Here is an 18,040-nt window from a genome sequence, read left to right as displayed (position 1 = left end):
TTTTTTAGTAGGTATCAGTAATTTTTGGAGTCAATCTTAAATTAATTACTTCGAATTTTACTGGTACCGCTTTCTAAACTCTCTTGGGGTGCATTCATTGATCTTCAAGAATGCAGCATTAAATCGGCTGATGGAATTGAATCCGCAATCAAAAACGATATCTGTGATGCTTCTATCTGTGGATACTAACATCCTTTGAGCGTGAGAGATTCTTTCTTCAGTGATATATTCACTTAAGGTACTGCCGAAAGTTTTCTTGAAAATTGCGTTGGCGTGGTCTGGGTGCAGTTCAACGGCCTTACCGATATCGGATACCTTTATTGGCTTGTAGTAATTTTGTGCAATGAAGATGGCAATTTTCTCCACCTGACTGATTTCAGTAGAATGAACTGAAGAAGGGTCTTTCCGTTCAAAAGACAGGTTTCCAATAGCCATTCTGCCCAACCTCGCACGAATTTCTAGTAGTGCGACATCTGCAGACTTATTACTATTGATATCATTAAGCCAATTGTTGAATAGGTACTCGTCATATTGCCAATTGCTCTCAGATACTTCGAAAAGCACCTCGCCCTTGAACAATCTATCTACAAAAGACTGCGGGAATTTCCATTCTAAAAATAACGAGAAGGGGACAGTGCATACATAATAAGGTGCATTTCCGTCGCAGCCGATAATCTGATGTGGTACCAACCCCCAAAAAATGGTTAGTTTTTTGGCTGGAATAATTGTCTTTTTCCCTTGAAATAAATAGGTGATTCCTCTTTCTGGAAAATAGTTGATTTCAATCTCATTATGCCGATCGGGCTTGCGCATCAGACTCGGAGTCCATTTCTCACAAGTCAATCCATATGATTTTAATTCATCCCCATTTTTATCAAAGCTGTTTTCCATCTTGGAATTCGATAGGTTTAATGGGAAATATAGGTGGTTTACTCACTAATTCGAGAATATATTTAGAAATAATTTGTACCTAGGACAAACTGTATGGCTGAGAAGGGGTAGTAATAGAGAGAAACACTTTCATATGCTGCCTTTTACTTCTAAACCAAAGGTTAAAAATGTTAAGGAAAGGTTAATTCTATATCTATGTTTCAGATTACAAGCTAACTAGCATAATGATCAAGCAAATGTTAAGTAAGTGGCTGGACTTCGTCAGGGATCACCTTTATGTGATCACCATCCTTATTGCAATGGCGCTAGTTGGACTTCTTGTTGTTCAGAATAGCTTAATTAAATTAGATATTGATGTTCAAACTAAATTTTTTGACAAAAAAATTGATAAAGTTCTAGGTGACTTTGAAGATATTTTAAAGGAAGACGATCAGTTAAGCGATCAGGTTATAGACTTAATAGGAGACAGGGTTCACCCTAAAGCTAAGCGAGATTCCCTTGAAAATTTCACTCTATTGGTTATAAGGGATATTACGGACAGCCTGCTTACTCAGCATGAAATAGGTTATCTGGATTATGAGTTCGCCTTCTATCAAAGACATAAAGATACGATCGCTTTGAGTTCTTCGAAAACTTTACTTCAGCCTGATTTTCAGCATTTTTCATTTACTCCAGGGGATCAAATTCGCAAGGAATTTGGCAAGGCTAATTTTAAGTTTGGATTTTCATTTCATAACGAATCTCTTTTTATCACTTACAGTATCTTGCCTACGCTAGTTATTACAGCGTTTTTCGTGTTGATTTTGTTAGGTAGCTTCTTCAGTACTTTTCTTGTTCTGAAACGTCAGAAATTGATTTCACAACTGAAAAACGATTTCATCAATAACCTTACGCATGAGCTTAAAACACCAATTTTTGCCTCTTCTATAATCCATAAAATCATCAAGGAAAACAGAAAAAGTCTATCTGAAGATGAACTGGATTATCATTTACAGTTATTGGAAAACGAAAATCACCTTCTTAAAAATAAGGTGGAAAAAGTATTGGAACTTACTGTTTTAGAAAGTGGAAATCCGGGATTAAATTTTGAGAAGATAGATTTTCATCAAATCATTACTAGAAAGGCGGAGGTCTATAAAATTCTATTTGAATCCAACCATGGAGTATTGAATTGCATGCTGGAAGCAAATGAATCCCTACTATATGGGGATGAAATGCATTTGAGCAATATCTTGGATAATTTGCTGGACAATGCGATTAAGTACTCTGATTCTGCGCCTGAAGTGCTAGTGAAAACCTACAACAAAGGAAATCATTTGTTTGTGGAGATAAAGGACCATGGAATCGGCATAGAGCCTGACAATCTCCCTTATGTTTTTGACAAATTTTATAGAGTAAGTCATGGTAACCTGCATAAAATCAAAGGTTTTGGACTTGGTTTAAGTTATGTGAAAATGATGGTTGACTTGCATGATGGTGAGATAAAAATGGAAAGTAGCCTAGGCGAGGGAACGACTGTTATTCTGAAATTCCCTGTTTTGGAAATCAATAATAAACCGTAATGGACCCAAGAATATTACTAGTTGAAGATGATCAAACTTTAGGCTACGCTTTAAAAACGTACCTGGAAATGCATCAATTTGCCGTTACATGGCGAACAGATGGTGCTCAAGGAAAAGAGACCTTCGCTGACCAGCCATTTGATCTTTGCCTGATCGACGTAATGATGCCTATCATGGATGGTTTTACTTTAGCGGATGAAATCAAAAAAATTAATCCTGCTATACCATTGATTTTTCTAACGGCAAGATCTATGAAAATAGACAAGCTTCAGGCCTTTCAAAAAGGGGCTGATGATTACATTGTAAAGCCAGTGGATGAAGAGGAATTAATAGCTCGCATCAAGGCTGTATTACGAAGAGTTTCTACCGCACCAAATCAAACAAATAGTTATCTCATAGGTCAATTAAAATTTGATTGGAATAGCCGAAGGTTATGTAACCTGAATGAAACAATCATCCTTACCGAAAAAGAAGCCGACTTACTTCGCCTTCTCAGTGAGAAGAAAAATCAATTGCTGGATAGAAAAATTGTGTTGCAGGAATTATGGGGTAAGGTTGATTACTTCAACCGCAGAAGCATGGATGTGCACATGGCCAAACTACGCAAGCACTTACAGTTAGACCCAGCTATTAGCATCATCAATATTCATGGCAAAGGATATATTTTGGAGGATAAAGCTGAGTAAATCGTTTTAATACATTTGCCTAATTGCACATAGTTATCTCCAGTGCCTTGCTCCTGATTAATTCTTAAAGTCCGAACTGGATGCTCCCAGAGAGAAATGACGCAGGTTATAACTGAACGTTAGCATAAAATATCGATTCAATACATTGCTCTGCTTGTCCTCAATATAAAGTTCGTTGACATTTCTTCTGACGTTGGTATTTTGATTGAGTAGATCAAATGCATTCAGGCTTACCTCACCTCTCTCGTTTTTAAATACTTTTTTGCCTACACTCATGTTCAGCAGCATAAAGCTTTTACCAATACCTTTTGTCAATCCTGTGTTCAATTGATGGTTGAGTTCCATTCTATAAACAAAACCATTTCCAAAAATCCAGTTGTAATTAACTCTCGTGTTAAGATTAAAGTAGTTGTTATTGAGATTCGGCCTTAAGCTATTACTAACTAGGTTATAAGAGCCATTGGTAGAAATGTTAAAATCCAATCTATCGCTGATATTGCTACTACTGGACACACCAGCTCTGAATCTAGTCGAATTTGTAAAGTTTATGACTTCATTTACCATTCCTGGACTGTGTGAAAATTCAACTCCTCCGTTTAGGCTCACATTTGATCTAATTACGTCTATCGGCAGACCATAATTGAAGTAGGATTTTACTCTCCAATAACCATTCAAGTTAACAGGTCTAGTTAACTGGGCACCTTTTTCCAGAAAAATACTATCGCCAAGATCTATTCTCTCCTCAGCTATAAATGAACTGGTTGAAATTCTGTTATTATCAAAATTTGATTGGACGTAGGCTACAAAAGAATGATCCGTGTCAGAATTTGTGCTTTTGTATCTAATTCTAAATCGATTTGAGTAGGATTGTACTAGGTTAGGATTGCCGCTCCTTAATTGAAGTGGGTTAGAATTGTTAATTACATTCTGCAGTTCAGATACTGAAGGAGCATCAGTCCTGGTGTCATAATCAATTTCTAAAATTTGGCTAGGTTTGAATTTATAATCTATTCTTAAGGTAGGTCGGAAGTTTTGAAAGGTTCGTTCCAAATAGTCTTCTCTAGGAAAGTGCTGACTGTTTTTCAAGGTGGCTGTTTCATAACCTATTTCAGCTTGAAGTTTGAATTTATCGTCAGAATACTGATATCCTAGCTCTGATTCCTGAGCCAAATAAGTACTGTTAAATACATTGCTTAGGGCAGTATCTAATGCAGCAATAAAATCTCCTGAGTTTTCATCCAAATCTAGATTGGAAAGTCTCTGATCAGAATCTTCAATTCTATTGCCGATTTCATATTCAAATTTTAACCTTCCTTGGTTTCCTAAAGGCTCGGTGTATGAAAAATCAGCTTCCCAAGAAAGACCTTTTCTGCTTTTTAGCCTACTTTGATTCAGGTTTTCTACTTGCTCCTCGGGATTATAATAAATGTTTTCAGCTTCTCGTAATCCTTTTTCTTCATCGATATGAGTTCCTGATTTAATACCTATAGTGGCGGTTCTGCCTGCTTTATTAAATCTTTTGTTGTAATAAATAGAGTTTGTAAAATCAAGATTATTACTAATTGCAGAATTGGTATTGGTGGATTGATTTACTAATTCTCCTTGCTGCTCGGTCATTCCTTTAAAGCTAGATCCTTCTACGTCTGTTTCAGCAGAAACCTTGGAAACTACCAGGAATTGATTGTTGCTATTGATATTGTAGTTTAACCTCAAATCAAATGCATGCTCTCTATTGCGTCGGACATTTGAACTTTCTTCCGCATAACGCTGGTCTCCTCCATTATCCAGAAGATAATCTCTGACCAAAGTAGCGTATTCTTTGTTTGTTCGGTCCAGGTATTGATAGCTGGTATTTAACTGCAATTTGTCAAAGATCATATCACTATAGTTTAGGCCTATAGAGTTATACTTGATGATTCCATTCTGCGGTTTTGTATCTCCCATGCTATTGACTTCCCCAGAATAGTCAACAGCATTTACATTATTACTTAGGCCAGTGATAGTTAATCTCTGATCATTTTGGAAGGCATTCAAGCTCATGCCAGCTAAGTATCTATCATTGCTGCCATATCCCGTGGTGATTTTACCAAACTGCCCTGTTCTAAAAGCTGGGTTTGTGATGATGTTAATAGTTTTCTCTCGCTCCCCATCGTCAAAGCCACTAAAGGATGCTTTATCACTTAGCTTATCGTATATCTGTATGCTTTCCACAGCTTCTGCAGGGAGATTCTGTAAGGCAGCTTTTACGTCTGTTCCAAAAAATGGCTTTCCATCTACATATATTTGGACGATGGTTTCACCCTGAGCCTGTAGTACACCATCCATCATGTTAATCCCTGGTATTTTTTCAAGGAGTCGCTGAGAACTTGCATCTTTTAATGTCTTGAATGCATTTGCATTAAATTGGGTGGTATCTCCTTTTTGAGATCCCAGTGATCTTCTGGCAGAAACCGTTACCTCATTCAGATCTGTCAGTGCTTCAGCTATTTCAATATTACCTAGATCTAAATCGCTGTTTTGTAATGAAATTGATTTTGTAACTGTCTGATAGCCAATATATATGGCTTCCATCCTGTAATCTCCAGTTTTTAGATTCTTAATTTCGAAACTCCCATTTAGATCAGTGATTGTGCCCTGTACCATTGAAGAATCAGAATTGTTTAAAATTACAATAGATACTCCTTGCAAGTAAAAGTTCTCATTCTTATCTAGAATTTTCCCTTTTATTGATTGCGCATTTGATATTATGGCTAAAAGAAATGCGAACTGGAAAAGTAAATAACGTAGCGGTTTCATAGGGACAGTTTATATATCCAAATGACTTACTTTTTTAACTACAGTTGGGAAAGCTAAAAGTTAAATACCCTTACGAAAGGGTTAAATGAGTTAAGCATATGTTAATTCAGAGTTTTTTGAGTTAAAAGTCTAGCAATCAATTGATATGATCACCATTTAAGACTTAAGCTTCAAAAGATGTGACTAGCTCAAACTTCTGTAAATACTAGTGAAAATGTTAATTATAAATGGTGTTAGGTTGATAAAGCATTTTTAAATATGCTAAACTCTAGATTTTAGGCCACTTCGGTCACCTGCCTTAGGTCTTTCGGCGGGTGAGCAAAGAAATATTGGATACTGGAATCATTGGGGATAATAGTATCTCTTCTATTTGTAAATTTCATAGTTGCCGCAAACAGCTTATCACCCTATGCAAAACCTGTTGTTTTGAATAGGATTACTTAATCTTTCCCCAAGCTCTGGCCATATGTGCAGTGAATTCTCCAGGCTCACCATCAAACTGGATTATATTGCAATCTTGTACATTCCAGCTGCTCATCGTAGCCGAATTATATCCTGAGATTAAGTAGCCTGCATTGTCGTATTAGATTACCTTTGGGTTTTTCACCCATTCATTTTCACCTCTTTTCTCTATGAAAATGGTTTTCCCTTCTGTCAAATTGTGATCTTCAACGTACTTGAGTGTTACATTTTCTTGATCAAAAAGTGCCCAGCTAGCCACGAGACCTCCACCTATATGGCCTTGCAACCAGTACTTGTGATCAATCATTTTAGCATTGGCATATTGAGTAGGGATATATTCATAGAGCCACTGTCTGAATGGTAGATTTGGTATATCTGCGACCTTTTTTGCCCGCCAAGCCTCTGCCATCTTTTTAGTGAAATCATCAGATTTTCCACCACTGTATTGAATCACCGCTACTAGGCCCACCTCAAAGTGTCCCATCGTGGCTTCATCATAGCTGGGTATACTATATCCCACTCCGCTAATAAAGTTAACATTGGGAATGGACTCCCAGCCTTGGCTTTTAGGTTGTTCTATGAATATAGATTTGCCTTTAAAAAGTCCGTGAAGTTCTTTCAACTCCATTTGAGAATTGGACATAGAGCCCCAGGTTACCGTCAGTTCATCATTAGGAAATACGCTTTGATACCAAGCTCCATGATAGGTGATAGGATTGTTTGGGTGTTTTGCCTTCACATAGTCCACTAGCCAAAGAGCGAAGTTCAACTCTGATTTGTCAGGCGTTTTTACGTAGACTTCTTGCATTTTCTCTACAAAAGGACGCGTGTTACCTCCGTTAAAATGGATAACTGCCAGTCGTCCTACATCAAATTTGCCCATGCTCGCAGACTTGTAATTAGGAACATAGTAACCAACGCCCTTATAATATTGAATGGAAGTATTCTTTACCCAATCAGTTTTATCCTCTTTGGCTATAAATATGGTCTGGTTCTCATTAAGGCCCTCACTAACACCCAGATCCATGTGATCCTGGAGCATTTGTCCCCAACTTAATTTGATGTCATACTCTGGTATTTCTACATGATACCAACCGTGGTGCTGCAGGAAATTATTTTGAGGAAATTCTGATTGTGTGTAGTCTTTTAACCATCTAGTCATTGATGATTCGTATTCTGGAGTATTTTCAAACAACCAATCTTTCTGCATCCTTTCAACAAATCTTCTGGCACCTGTACCTCTAAATTGAAGAACAGATAGTTTGGCTACTTCGAGGTCTCCCATGGTAGCTTCTGTATAGCCTGGGATAAAGTAACCCGCTCCTTCAGTTAATTCCATAGTTGGGACAGTAGTCCAATCGTCATTCTTAGGTTCGGAAATGTAAAGCGCCTTTCCTTCGTAGTGGCCAGTAACACCTTTCAGTTTCAACTGCTCCTGCGGTAAAAATGCCCAACTGATAGTTACATCAATGGCAGGAATCACTGCCTGATACCAATCTTTGTTGTCAATTATTTCGACTCCTGGGTATTGAGAAGGAATATAATTCCTCAACCAGTCAGTCAGTATCAATTCTTCTTGCTTTAGTTTTTCTGCCTGCGCATTTCTGACGGGGGCAATCAAAATCAATGATGTGAGAAGGATAACAAAGAAGTTAGCCTTCATAGTCTGGGTTGATTTCATAGGTTTGTTGTTAATGGTACTAGTTTATTAGGCTGGATACTATTTGTAAGAGTACATTTTTAATCAATTTCCAGAGCGGATTTATGATACCTATTTGAAAGGAGATTTAATTTTTGACTCGATAAAACTGCTGATTTCCTTGTGTTCCGTTTTTTCAGCAAACCCAAATACACATATAGCCTCAGTGCCGGTGTATGCACGCTTGTCCTCATCTCTTCCAAAACTGAAAATCACCATATTTTCTCCCTGTCTCCATCCTTCATCACCTGCCGTAATTGGTCCTACGTCACGAACACCGGCATAGAATACTTGCTTGTCCTTTGGATCGCTGTCTGCTAGGTAGAAAAATGGAGAGGGGAATTTATTTCCAAATTCAGGCTCTAAGTAACCTAGACCACCTGATTTGATCTCTCGGTGTATGCCATCTTTTAATACGTAATAGTCTTTGTCGACCGACGTTTCTTGTTCTCCCCCAACTGGTCCTTCAAACAGAAATGCATACTTGTCATCAGCTCTGATGATCTTGATTGTTGCATGAGATGGAAAAAAATGGTACTCCAGTTCATAGGAAGGATTGGAGCTTCTCATAATCAGGTGATCACCAGAAAGGCTGTCTTCAAAAGCTATTTGCTTTCCATTTTTATCCACCCACCAAGAGTTGGAGTTGCTTTTACGCTGTGGATGATTAAAGTTTCCCTCGCCGAAATTTGGCCAGCCCCGGTATTCATGTTTACCACCTATATTGGAGGACTTGTTGTATCCTCGATCGGCATCATTGCCTATCCAGTCGTTTCCTGCCTGGTCAAAAGCACTACTAAAACCTGTTTTACCATCGGTCTCACCATTTTCAAAATACCAAGTGCCACCTGCTGCGGCGATTTTCCAACACATGTTGTCGAAATGGCGAACTTTAGTCACCACCACCGACTCTGGAAAAGGAGTATAAGGACTACCTGCAAGCGGTTCTAGGATTTCAGCAGTAGCCGAACCTGTTACCTCGATTATCATCCTTCTGTAGACATATAAATTAGGCTCCCCGTCGTCATAGACCTCCAGGATCACATGAATTGTTTTTCCCGCAGCATCCTTAGGTATCTGGACGGTCGCTTGGGATGAAGTGCTAGTGTGAATTTCTACAGTACCATTATAAGAACTTGGTTCGTCATAATAAGACCAATTATAGGTCAAAGCATCTCCGTCAGGATCACTCGAGCCTTCAGCACTCAATGTGATTTTTTCTCCTGAAGAAGCGGACATCCTCAGCACCTTTCGAGATTTATCTCCATTGAGTATGGCTGTGGGATGGTGGTTAGCATCTTCATATTTGCTGCTAATACTCCAGTCCATCCGTGCCGCAAAATCATTGTTATATCCTTTGTTCCATTTTTTGATGGCTTCGGCTTTTTCATCTGTATTTCCATACATCAAGTAAGGGTCATATTGTGTTTCTCCGTCTTCCTGAATTTTAGGAACTTCTGACATACTTCGAATCCCAGCTTTTTTGGTGAAACTGAAACGACCTCCCCAGCCACCTTGATCAATCTGCTCTGGGTCATTGAGCCCATTGGGATAGACATGCATAAATGCAGGCGTGTCTCCTTCTGTTGCCCATTTAGTATCTGGATAGACGCTGCCTAGTGGGCCATGGCTTTGGATATTTTCAGCAAAATGTTCCTTAGAAGGCTGCCATCCATAGACTCCAGTTGCTCGAATATAGAATACATCCGGGAAGTTTTTGGCAATCCAAGCACCAGCATCGTCTTGTCCTAAGACATCATACAATCTTAGCTTTGACAAAAACTTCTTCAATTCTGCTGGGCTACGTGTTTCTCGAACCTTCCAGATAGCTTGAGCAATGTTATTCATTCCGCCCCATCCCATTACCCAAAGAGGTCTAGGATCATCCTTGTCTGCTGCTGCTATGATGAGTTCAGATCCTGGGCTGTCCTTTCCTGTACCCACGTCGCTCATACCATAGCCATCTTGTCCCATTACAGCGATGGATTTAAGGTATTCAGGTGTAGGGAACTCAGCAGCATGAACAGACAGGTTTGGATAAGCTTCTTCGTAGGCATCCAAAATCACATCTAACATAGCTGTATTGTCCTGGGTTTTCTTCCAGCATCCTGTCGCTACAATTAGCCCTTCAATGTCAAATTCATTTGAAGCGACCAGCTGACGAACTAAAGATTGCTCGTCATCTGGATCAGCTCCAAGGTCGGTGGTATTGATTATTCTAGGTTTGTATGAATTACTTTCATTTTTCTGTTGATCCGCCCTAGTTGTATAGGGAGAGCAAAAAAGTAGTGCAACTGTCGTTACACAGTAAATCAATTGGTTAGGCTTCATGTAAAATAGGTTTGGGTTAACTGTTTATTGACTTCAAGTCGACAATGGTGTACTTGTCCTGTACAAGTCTCACTGCTGATCAATCTCAATAGGTTTAATTTTATCTGATACTCAACTAAGGCTGTACTTTTACAATTATCCTTTTGTATCGTGTTAGGGCAGGGGACCCTTGGTCAGTCACTGCCAGAATAAGGTGCATTTCTCCAAATTTTCCAGGCTTAGGAACTATGAAGAACGCATTTGCCGTATCTGCATTTTCAATTTTTAAGGGAGTAGCAGTTCGCCCGCTCGCTAGCGTGTACTCTCCAGGTTCTCCATAGAAAAACCAGTGGTAGTTTAAACCGTCACCATCAGGATCGCTGCTCTCATCGGCACTTAGCTCGATTCTATCTCCAACTTTTGCCAATATGAATTCTGGAGTTTTGAGTTTGACTACTGGTGGATGATTTGCATCCTTGTATTCCTTGATTGTCCAGTCCATTCTAGCTTCGAAATCATTTTGGTAAGCCTCTCTCCAGCGCCAAATTGTTGCTTTATTCGTCGTATGCCAATTCCCATCTGCACCATATACTTCGTCCATGGTATCTGTCCAAAGTGCACGTGTTTCCGGTTCCGAAAACCAACTCTCTGTTTTTGGTAGGTAAAATTCATAGCGACCTCCCCAGTTTCCGTAGTCTGGTCGCTCAGGATTTTCCATGCCGGTATGGATCAAGTGCATAAAACTTGGAGAATCTCCCTCCATGAGGAATTCCATATGAGGATATTCTTTTCCTAATGGTCCTTTATTTCGAATATGCTCGTCAAGCCAAGGGTTGTCGACAATTTCAAAATTTCCTCCGGCAAATCTTCCGTGGAACTTATCTCCGCTGATGCCAGACCAAGTTGCAAAATGGTATCCTCCCAATTCGTGTACCCCAGGGCTGGCTATATAAAACAGGTTTGGGAAGGTCTTTCTAAGCCAATGGCCACTATTGTCTTGGTCGGATATCGTGTAGACCCGCAGTTTCGATACGAATTTTGCTAGGTCTTCAGAACTTCTGGTTTCTTTGATTTTCCATAGTGCTTGGGCAAGACAATTTGGCCCGCCCCATACAAGAACCCAAACAGGCCGCTCATCCTCTTTATCTACTGTACTAATGATCAGCTCTGAACCTTCCGAGTCCATTCCTTCGCCTACAGCTTCCATACCATACTTTGGAATCCCTTCTTTCACGATTGTTTTGAGGTATTCAGCGGTAGGGTAGCCTTGCTCATGTTTTTCTAAGTTGTCTCGCACTTTGCCGTATGCATCCAGGATTTCAAATATTCTCCAGGTTGCTATAGTATCCCGTTGATGAATGGAAGTAGTGGCCACAAGTCCTTCTACATCCCATTGATTGGAGTAGGTGAGAAAGCGGACCAAGGACATCGCATCGTCTGGTTCATTTTCGATATCTGTCAGGACGATGATTCGTTCTTTTTCTGTGCTGCTTTGGGCAAATAGATCGACTTGTCCGTGGAGTAGGATTCCGACTAAAATCGTCCAATATCTAAAATACTTCTTCATTATTTGATGGGTTTGATGCTTTGATGAGGCTTAGTTTGATGTTAGAATGAGGATTGCGTCCTCCCAACCTGTTGGTGGCGTGATTATTCGAGATTCACCAGTTTGGAATGATTCAGCCGTACTTTCACGCCCTTCCATCGGATCAAACCAATTTGCTTCGGCGTCTTTATCCAGGATGTTTTTGACTGTTGCCTCTGAATTGTCAGAGAAATAGACCAGAATTTTCTTACCGGAAGAGAGTCTGACCGCTGCTTTTAGGCTTTCGTTGTCACTTTCAGTTCCTTGGAGGATGCTTTGGTCAGGAATCCATTCAGACCAATTATTTTCGATAAGTAAGTTTTTTGCCAGCTGCGCAAACTGAACTGCTCCAGGGAAATTCAAAGCTTGTTCCCAGGTAAAGCCACAATTGTAGTTCCCTTGAGTACCGCGCATTGCCCAAATAGGGCCTGCTCCATAAGTGTGACCAGCTCCTCCAGCAAAAAATGTATGGTATACTTGTCGACGCAAACGTAGAGGAGTAATATATCCGCACTCTTGACCGTAAGCTCCAAATTCGTAGGAACCCTCCAGGAATAGACTTGGCTTCTTAGGATTGTCCAGATTGTATTCTCTTGCCATAGTTGGATATACTTCATTGACCTGTGTCCATACTTCCACCCCATTGGCTGTGATCCAAGCATCTTCATGAAACCAAGTGGATGAGTTGTCACTAGGATCCCCATCAGGGTGATAAGTGAAAAAAACGTCCTTCCATGCTTGATCAGCTTTGTTCCATTGAACTGTTTTGCCAGTGACCCCATTGGCTATCCCTTCTGCCATTGCCCGGAAAATGGAACGTCTGTCCACATTTTTTTCTGAGATCGTATCTGAAACTGCAAAATATTTTCCTTTCGCATCTCCACCCAGAACCCACAGTATGTGAGGTTCTGTCTTATATCTTTTTCCTAAAAAAACACCGTATTCTTTAGCCTCCTGCGCTGTAAACTCTTGATGAGCACCACTAAATTGATCTGTGATATAGGCTCGTCCCCAGTTTGGGAGGAGGGCTACATACATATTTCTTTTTTTGATCCCCTCGATGATATAGTCTACATGATCCCAATAATCGTTTGGTGCGTCAGGAGATCCCCCAGACTCAACTAGCGGTTTCGCAGTGTTGGGGTTGTCTTCTCCACCGGTGAATGGACGATGACCGTAAGCATTTGCAGCATTATGGGGGCCATTTTTTAACCCACCTCCGTGAGGATACCAGAACGCCACAGATTGGATGACATTGAAGCCCGTCTCCTGCCGATTGTCCAAGTATTGATCTACTTCTTCTCGGGTAAGTTGCTGAAACAAACCCCACCCCGTATCGCCTATCCAAAGAAATGGTGTGCCGTCTTTGTGTTCTATGTAGTGCCCGTTTGAAGCAACCTGGAGTTTGCCATGGCTATCCCATGGTGCTTGGGCAAAAATATTTACCGAAGATAGAAGTAGGACTAGCGTAAAAATTATCTGTTTTTTCATGGTTATTTAGATTAGAGGTATTAGTTAAAAAGGTAATTAATTCTGCGTCGGACTTGCTTTAATTTTGAATCACTTTGCTCTGTTAGCCTCCTATATCATTTTATTGTAATAATCACTCGTCTATACCTAGTCAAAGCTGGGCTTCCATTGTCCGTGACTTCACAGATCACATGTATTGTTTGCCCAGGTTTGGCATCTTTTGGTACTGTTAAGTTTGCGTTTTGCTCTTTTGACTGATTTATAGAAACCTCTCCTGTGTAAGTTCCTGGATCTTGATACTGCCACCAGCTGTAGCTAAGGTTATCTCCGTCTGGGTCGTATGATCCCGCTGCGCTAAGTTTTACATTTGATCCTGGTTTTAGTAGCAGGTCTTCCTCGTGAGCCAGTTTAACGATCGGCTCATGATTGGCTTCATCATAGGACTTGATAGTCCAGTCTGCACGTGCTGCAAAATCATTTTGCATAGCAGCAGTCCAGCGCCAGAGTGGTTCGAGATAGTCTGTGAGTTCTTGATCGTTGGGAATTTCTTCTTTGAGTCGTTCTCTTCCCCAAGCTGAGTTTCCATACCATCTGCCTTCAGGATAAGTATAAGAGGAGTCCAACACCGGGTCTAGCCAAGTATTTTCTCGGACTTTCACATATCTACCTCCCCAGCCTCCATAGTCTGGAGATTCCATGCTGCGCAAGCCTGTAGGTATCGCGTGTAAAAAAGCTGGAGAATCTCCTTCAGATCTAAAATCTCCCTTGTCAAATCCCTTGTCACCTTCTTCATGGGCAGGGTACATTGACAAAAGTGGGCCATGTGCTTCCAGGATATTTTCATTCATCCAATCTGCAGCAAGGTATTTCTGCTCAGCTTCTGGCAAATACTTTTTCCAATGATAGAAAATGGCAATAAACTGATCTGAGATGATTGTTGGGATATTGTATTTCCCCCAGACTGGACGAATGTATTTCTGAAAAGTATCGTCTTGTTCCCAGATGAAATAGAATCGGATTTTACTAGCTACGGCATCCATTTTTTCGGGATGATCTTCCTCTATAGTTTTCAATGCTCGAGCAATAGTATTTGTCCCACCCCAAGCCTGTATCCAGATTGGTCTTGCGTCAGATTCATCCAACAATACTTTTACAATATGCTGAGAGCCGTCTGTGATTTTTTCCATTTCACCTTCTGTCTCTACATTGCCTAGAAAGGTTCTAGATCTGAGAAATTCTGCTGTGGGATAATCTTTGTCATGCTTGAGTAAATTGGGCTGCACCTTGGCGTAAGCATCCAAGTAGGGGACAGCCCAGTCATCTCCAGCCCATCTGTGGCCATGCCAGTGGTACTGGGAACTTGAAGTTATGATTCCCTCAATATCCCATTCATTGGCATATAGAAGAAACCGAACCAAAGAGCATTCATCATCTATTTCCCCATCACTCGTTACGATGACTCGTGGTTTTACTGTCTTTTCCTGAGCAATGAGATCAGAACCTAAACTGCTAATTAGAATAGCTATTAGTATGGATTTAGGGAAATGGTTAAGTAGGTTCATGGCTGTTTTGTTTCACATTGAAGTTGATTTCAATTTGACTTTTAAGGTTTCACTGTTACTATCACACGGGTATATCGCGTCAGTGCTGGACTACCGTTATCAGTCACTGCACAGATTAAATGAATGGTTCCAGTTCCTTGAGGTACTTTAAAAGAAGATTGTGCTTGATCAGCGCCTGTCAATTTTACCTGTTCGCCAGCATTTGCGAGAGTGCTGGGCTCAGTATGAACATACCAATGGTAGCTGAGTTTATCTCCGTCTGGATCTTTGCTGCCAGCTACACTTAGTTTGATAGTGTCACCAGGTTTGGCACTCTGATTCAGCTTGCTTTTGGTGTGGACGAATGGAGGATGATTTGCGTCAGTGTAGGACTTTACGCTCCAGTCTGCCCGAGCGGCAAAGTCATTCTGCATCGCATCAGACCAGCGCCACATAGGTTTGAAATAAGTGCTGCGCTGTTCCGCAGTAGACTTGGAACCTTCACGTAAACTTGTTCTTCCCCAACCATTGCTTCCGTACCATCTGCCTTCTGGATACTCATAGCCAGAGACAGGCACTGAATCCAACCAGGTATTGTCACGGACCTTTACAAATCTCCCTCCCCAACCTCCATACATTGGTGATTCCAAACTTCTCAAGCCTGTAGGAATGGTATGTAAAAAAGCTGGGGAATCCCCTTCAGAGCGGAAATCACCGTTTTCCATAGCGGGATAAAGTGCAGCTAAAGCACCGTGATTTTCAAGAATATTGGCTTTCATCCATGGACCTTCAAAATAGGGTAGCATTTCTGGAGGTTGCACCTGAGCCCATCGATAGGCAATCGCCTCAAACTGATCCGCGATGATGGTCGGAATATTATATTTCCCCCAATTCGGACGAATGTATTCCTGATAAGTCACATCCTGCTCCCAGATCAAATACAGACGCATCTTATTGGCAACATATTCCATTTTGTCAGGATAGCTTTCTTCGATGGTTTTCAAAGCTCTGGCTATTGTATTTGTCCCGCCCCAAGCTTGAATCCAAATAGGACGATCATCTGTTTCATCCAACAAAACCTTTACTATAAGCTCTGAACCGGGTGTGACTTCAGTCATTTCACCTTCGGTTTTCACGTTGCCTAAGAGCGTTCTTTCGCGTAAAAATTCTGGGCTCGGAAAATCCGGATCATGCTTGACCAGATTTGGATAATCTTTGGCGTAGGCATCCAAATAAGGATCAATCCAATCATCACCAGGCCATTTGTGCCCTTGCCAGTGATATTGGGAACTCGAGGTGATTATTCCTTCTACATCCCATTCGTTTACATAAAGCAGGAAACGCACTATAGAACATTGATCATCTATTTCTCCATCACTGGTGACCAAAATTCGAGTTTTCTCGGATTTCTTTTTTTGAGCCATTCCCTCAGAAAAACCAAGTAGGAGTAAGGCAATAAGTAGAAAAGGTGTTTTGGGTAGATTTGTCATGAAGGGTCAGGTTAGGTTTGGGTCTTTTTATTGCCAATTACTTTTTTCCAACCCTCATAATATCCAGCTACTTTCACAGAGTTTTCTCCAGGTAAAGTGCTGATGGAGTTTTGGTTAAAAGATTTGAGTTGATCTATACTTTTATAGACTTTGGAGTTCAGGCCTGCCAAATAGGCGGCACCCAAAGCAGATACATCGGCAATCGCTATGTTGGTTACTTTGCGCTCAAGAATGTCAGCTAGGAACTGTACCACAAACTTGTTTGAAGTGATCCCTCCATCTATTTTTAGCTCTGTAAGTGGCGTCCCGGAATCGGCTTCCATGGCGACGATCACATCTTTGATCTGGTAAGGAACAGATTCCACAGCTGCGCGGATTACATGGTTTTTCGATGATTCGAAAGACAATCCTTCAATGGTTGCTTTGCGATTCATGTCCCAATGAGGTGCTCCCAATCCCGAGAAGGCCGGCACAATATAGACGCCTCCATTGTCGGAAAGTGAAAGGCATATTTGCTCCAGATCTGATGCGTTTTCAAAGAGACCCAGTTGATTTTTGATCCATTCTATCGTGGCACCGGCAGAGACTATTATTCCCTCCAGCGCATAATCCACTCGATTTTCTGTGCTCCAACAAATAGTAGTGACCATTCCATTCTGAGAAGTTTTCGGGTTCTTTCCAATATTCATCAGAATTGAACTACCCGTTCCCAGCGTGGCTTTGGCACTGCCTGGTTCAAAACAACCTTCCCCAAATGCCGCCGCATGGGAGTCCCCAATCATCGCCGAAATGCTGATTTGATGATCCAATAGGCCTTCCAAATTGGTGGTACCAAAATGAACAGAGGAGGGCTTTAATTCTGGTAAATTCAGTTTGGATAAACCGAAATCTGACAATAGCTCCTGATCCCAACAAAGCTCTTTCAGATTGAAAAATAATGTTCTGGATGCATTTGTATAATCAGTCAGGTAAGATTGACCTTTGGTCAACTTGTAAAGCAACCAAGTGTCAATCGTTCCAAAATATGCTTCTCCCTGATCGATTGCTTCTTTGATTTTCGTCTCATTTTCATAGAGCCAGATTACTTTGGTTCCCGAAAAATAAGGGTCAATGATCAATCCGGTTTTCTCGTTGATTTTTGGTCCCAAACCTTCTTTTTCCAATCTTTCACAGATAGCTACAGAACGCTTGCACTGCCATACAATGGCATTATAGAGTGGTTTTCCTGTTTTGTCCCACAGCACAAAAGTCTCCCGCTGATTGGAAATACCACAGGCTTTAATTTTGCTCAAATCTCCTTTTTTGGACACAAAGCCGCCCAGACATTTACCAACAGAGGTTAATATGTTTTGGTAAATCTCCTCAGGATCTTGCTCCACACGGTTTCCTTCTAAGTAGTGGGTTTTGAGTAGTTCTGTCTCCTTGTGCACAGCATTCCCCTGCTCATCGAAGATGATGGTTTTGGTACTGCTGGTTCCTTGATCTATTGCTAATATGAAAGACATGTTTCTAATTTCTGTTGTTAAATCGTTTCATAATCTGGCCTAT

11 protein-coding genes are annotated in these 18,040 nt (G+C 40.7%); 2 read left to right on the top strand and 9 right to left on the bottom strand.

Translation table 11 applies throughout. From position 1 onward, the window contains the following. Positions 1–57: 57 nt before the first annotated feature. A complete protein-coding gene (locus LV85_RS12575) occupies positions 58–891 on the bottom strand; it encodes a helix-turn-helix domain-containing protein (protein ID WP_111319925.1) in 834 nt (277 codons plus the stop codon). 224 nt (positions 892–1,115) lie between these two features. Between LV85_RS12575 and LV85_RS12570 the strand changes: the two genes are divergently transcribed. Further along, entirely contained in the window at positions 1,116–2,453 is a 1,338-nt protein-coding gene (locus tag LV85_RS12570) for a sensor histidine kinase (RefSeq protein ID WP_111319923.1), read from the top strand. Then, a complete protein-coding gene (locus LV85_RS12565; RefSeq protein WP_111319921.1) occupies positions 2,453–3,139 on the top strand; it encodes a response regulator transcription factor in 687 nt (228 codons plus the stop codon). The genes LV85_RS12570 and LV85_RS12565 overlap by 1 nt, the downstream gene beginning before the upstream one ends. Positions 3,140–3,196: 57 nt before the next feature. On the opposite strand, the gene LV85_RS12560 is transcribed toward LV85_RS12565, so the two are convergent. The 8 genes from LV85_RS12560 to LV85_RS12520 form a co-directional block, all read right to left on the bottom strand. Further along, on the bottom strand, positions 3,197–5,935 hold the full coding sequence (locus LV85_RS12560) for an outer membrane beta-barrel protein (protein ID WP_111319919.1): 2,739 nt from the start codon (positions 5,933–5,935) through the stop codon (positions 3,197–3,199). A gap of 583 nt (positions 5,936–6,518) precedes the next feature. After that, a complete protein-coding gene (locus LV85_RS12555) occupies positions 6,519–8,078 on the bottom strand; it encodes a hypothetical protein (protein WP_146260471.1) in 1,560 nt (519 codons plus the stop codon). A gap of 90 nt (positions 8,079–8,168) precedes the next feature. Next, positions 8,169–10,427: a DUF1593 domain-containing protein gene (locus LV85_RS22245; RefSeq protein WP_211318406.1), complete on the bottom strand. Its 2,259-nt coding sequence runs from the start codon at positions 10,425–10,427 to the stop codon at positions 8,169–8,171. Positions 10,428–10,542: 115 nt separating this feature from the next. Then, positions 10,543–11,973, bottom strand: a complete 1,431-nt coding sequence (locus tag LV85_RS12540) for a DUF1593 domain-containing protein (protein WP_111319915.1) — start codon at positions 11,971–11,973, stop codon at positions 10,543–10,545. 30 nt (positions 11,974–12,003) lie between these two features. Next, a complete protein-coding gene (locus LV85_RS12535) occupies positions 12,004–13,482 on the bottom strand; it encodes an apiosidase-like domain-containing protein (protein ID WP_111319913.1) in 1,479 nt (492 codons plus the stop codon). Between the two features lie 95 nt (positions 13,483–13,577). Further along, positions 13,578–15,023: a nucleoside hydrolase-like domain-containing protein gene (locus LV85_RS12530; protein ID WP_111319911.1), complete on the bottom strand. Its 1,446-nt coding sequence runs from the start codon at positions 15,021–15,023 to the stop codon at positions 13,578–13,580. 41 nt (positions 15,024–15,064) lie between these two features. Beyond that, positions 15,065–16,492: a DUF1593 domain-containing protein gene (locus LV85_RS12525; RefSeq protein ID WP_111319909.1), complete on the bottom strand. Its 1,428-nt coding sequence runs from the start codon at positions 16,490–16,492 to the stop codon at positions 15,065–15,067. Positions 16,493–16,503: 11 nt separating this feature from the next. Then, entirely contained in the window at positions 16,504–17,997 is a 1,494-nt protein-coding gene (locus LV85_RS12520) for an FGGY family carbohydrate kinase (protein ID WP_111319907.1), read from the bottom strand. Positions 17,998–18,040: the final 43 nt, after the last annotated feature.

The organism is Algoriphagus chordae (genome assembly GCF_003254055.1).
Lineage (GTDB): Bacteria > Bacteroidota > Bacteroidia > Cytophagales > Cyclobacteriaceae > Algoriphagus > Algoriphagus chordae.
This window is presented reverse-complemented; position numbering and strand designations above follow the sequence as displayed.

Bases quoted from the DNA above. Each gene is read 5' to 3' on its own strand.
- LV85_RS12575 (WP_111319925.1), bottom strand. From the start codon at position 891: ATGGAAAACAGCTTTGATAAAAATGGGGATGAATTAAAATCATATGGA.
- LV85_RS12570 (WP_111319923.1), top strand. From the start codon at position 1,116: ATGATCAAGCAAATGTTAAGTAAGTGGCTGGACTTCGTCAGGGATCAC.
- LV85_RS12565 (WP_111319921.1), top strand. From the start codon at position 2,453: ATGGACCCAAGAATATTACTAGTTGAAGATGATCAAACTTTAGGCTAC.
- LV85_RS12560 (WP_111319919.1), bottom strand. From the start codon at position 5,935: ATGAAACCGCTACGTTATTTACTTTTCCAGTTCGCATTTCTTTTAGCC.
- LV85_RS12555 (WP_146260471.1), bottom strand. From the start codon at position 8,078: ATGAAATCAACCCAGACTATGAAGGCTAACTTCTTTGTTATCCTTCTC.
- LV85_RS22245 (WP_211318406.1), bottom strand. From the start codon at position 10,427: ATGAAGCCTAACCAATTGATTTACTGTGTAACGACAGTTGCACTACTT.
- LV85_RS12540 (WP_111319915.1), bottom strand. From the start codon at position 11,973: ATGAAGAAGTATTTTAGATATTGGACGATTTTAGTCGGAATCCTACTC.
- LV85_RS12535 (WP_111319913.1), bottom strand. From the start codon at position 13,482: ATGAAAAAACAGATAATTTTTACGCTAGTCCTACTTCTATCTTCGGTA.
- LV85_RS12530 (WP_111319911.1), bottom strand. From the start codon at position 15,023: ATGAACCTACTTAACCATTTCCCTAAATCCATACTAATAGCTATTCTA.
- LV85_RS12525 (WP_111319909.1), bottom strand. From the start codon at position 16,492: ATGACAAATCTACCCAAAACACCTTTTCTACTTATTGCCTTACTCCTA.
- LV85_RS12520 (WP_111319907.1), bottom strand. From the start codon at position 17,997: ATGTCTTTCATATTAGCAATAGATCAAGGAACCAGCAGTACCAAAACC.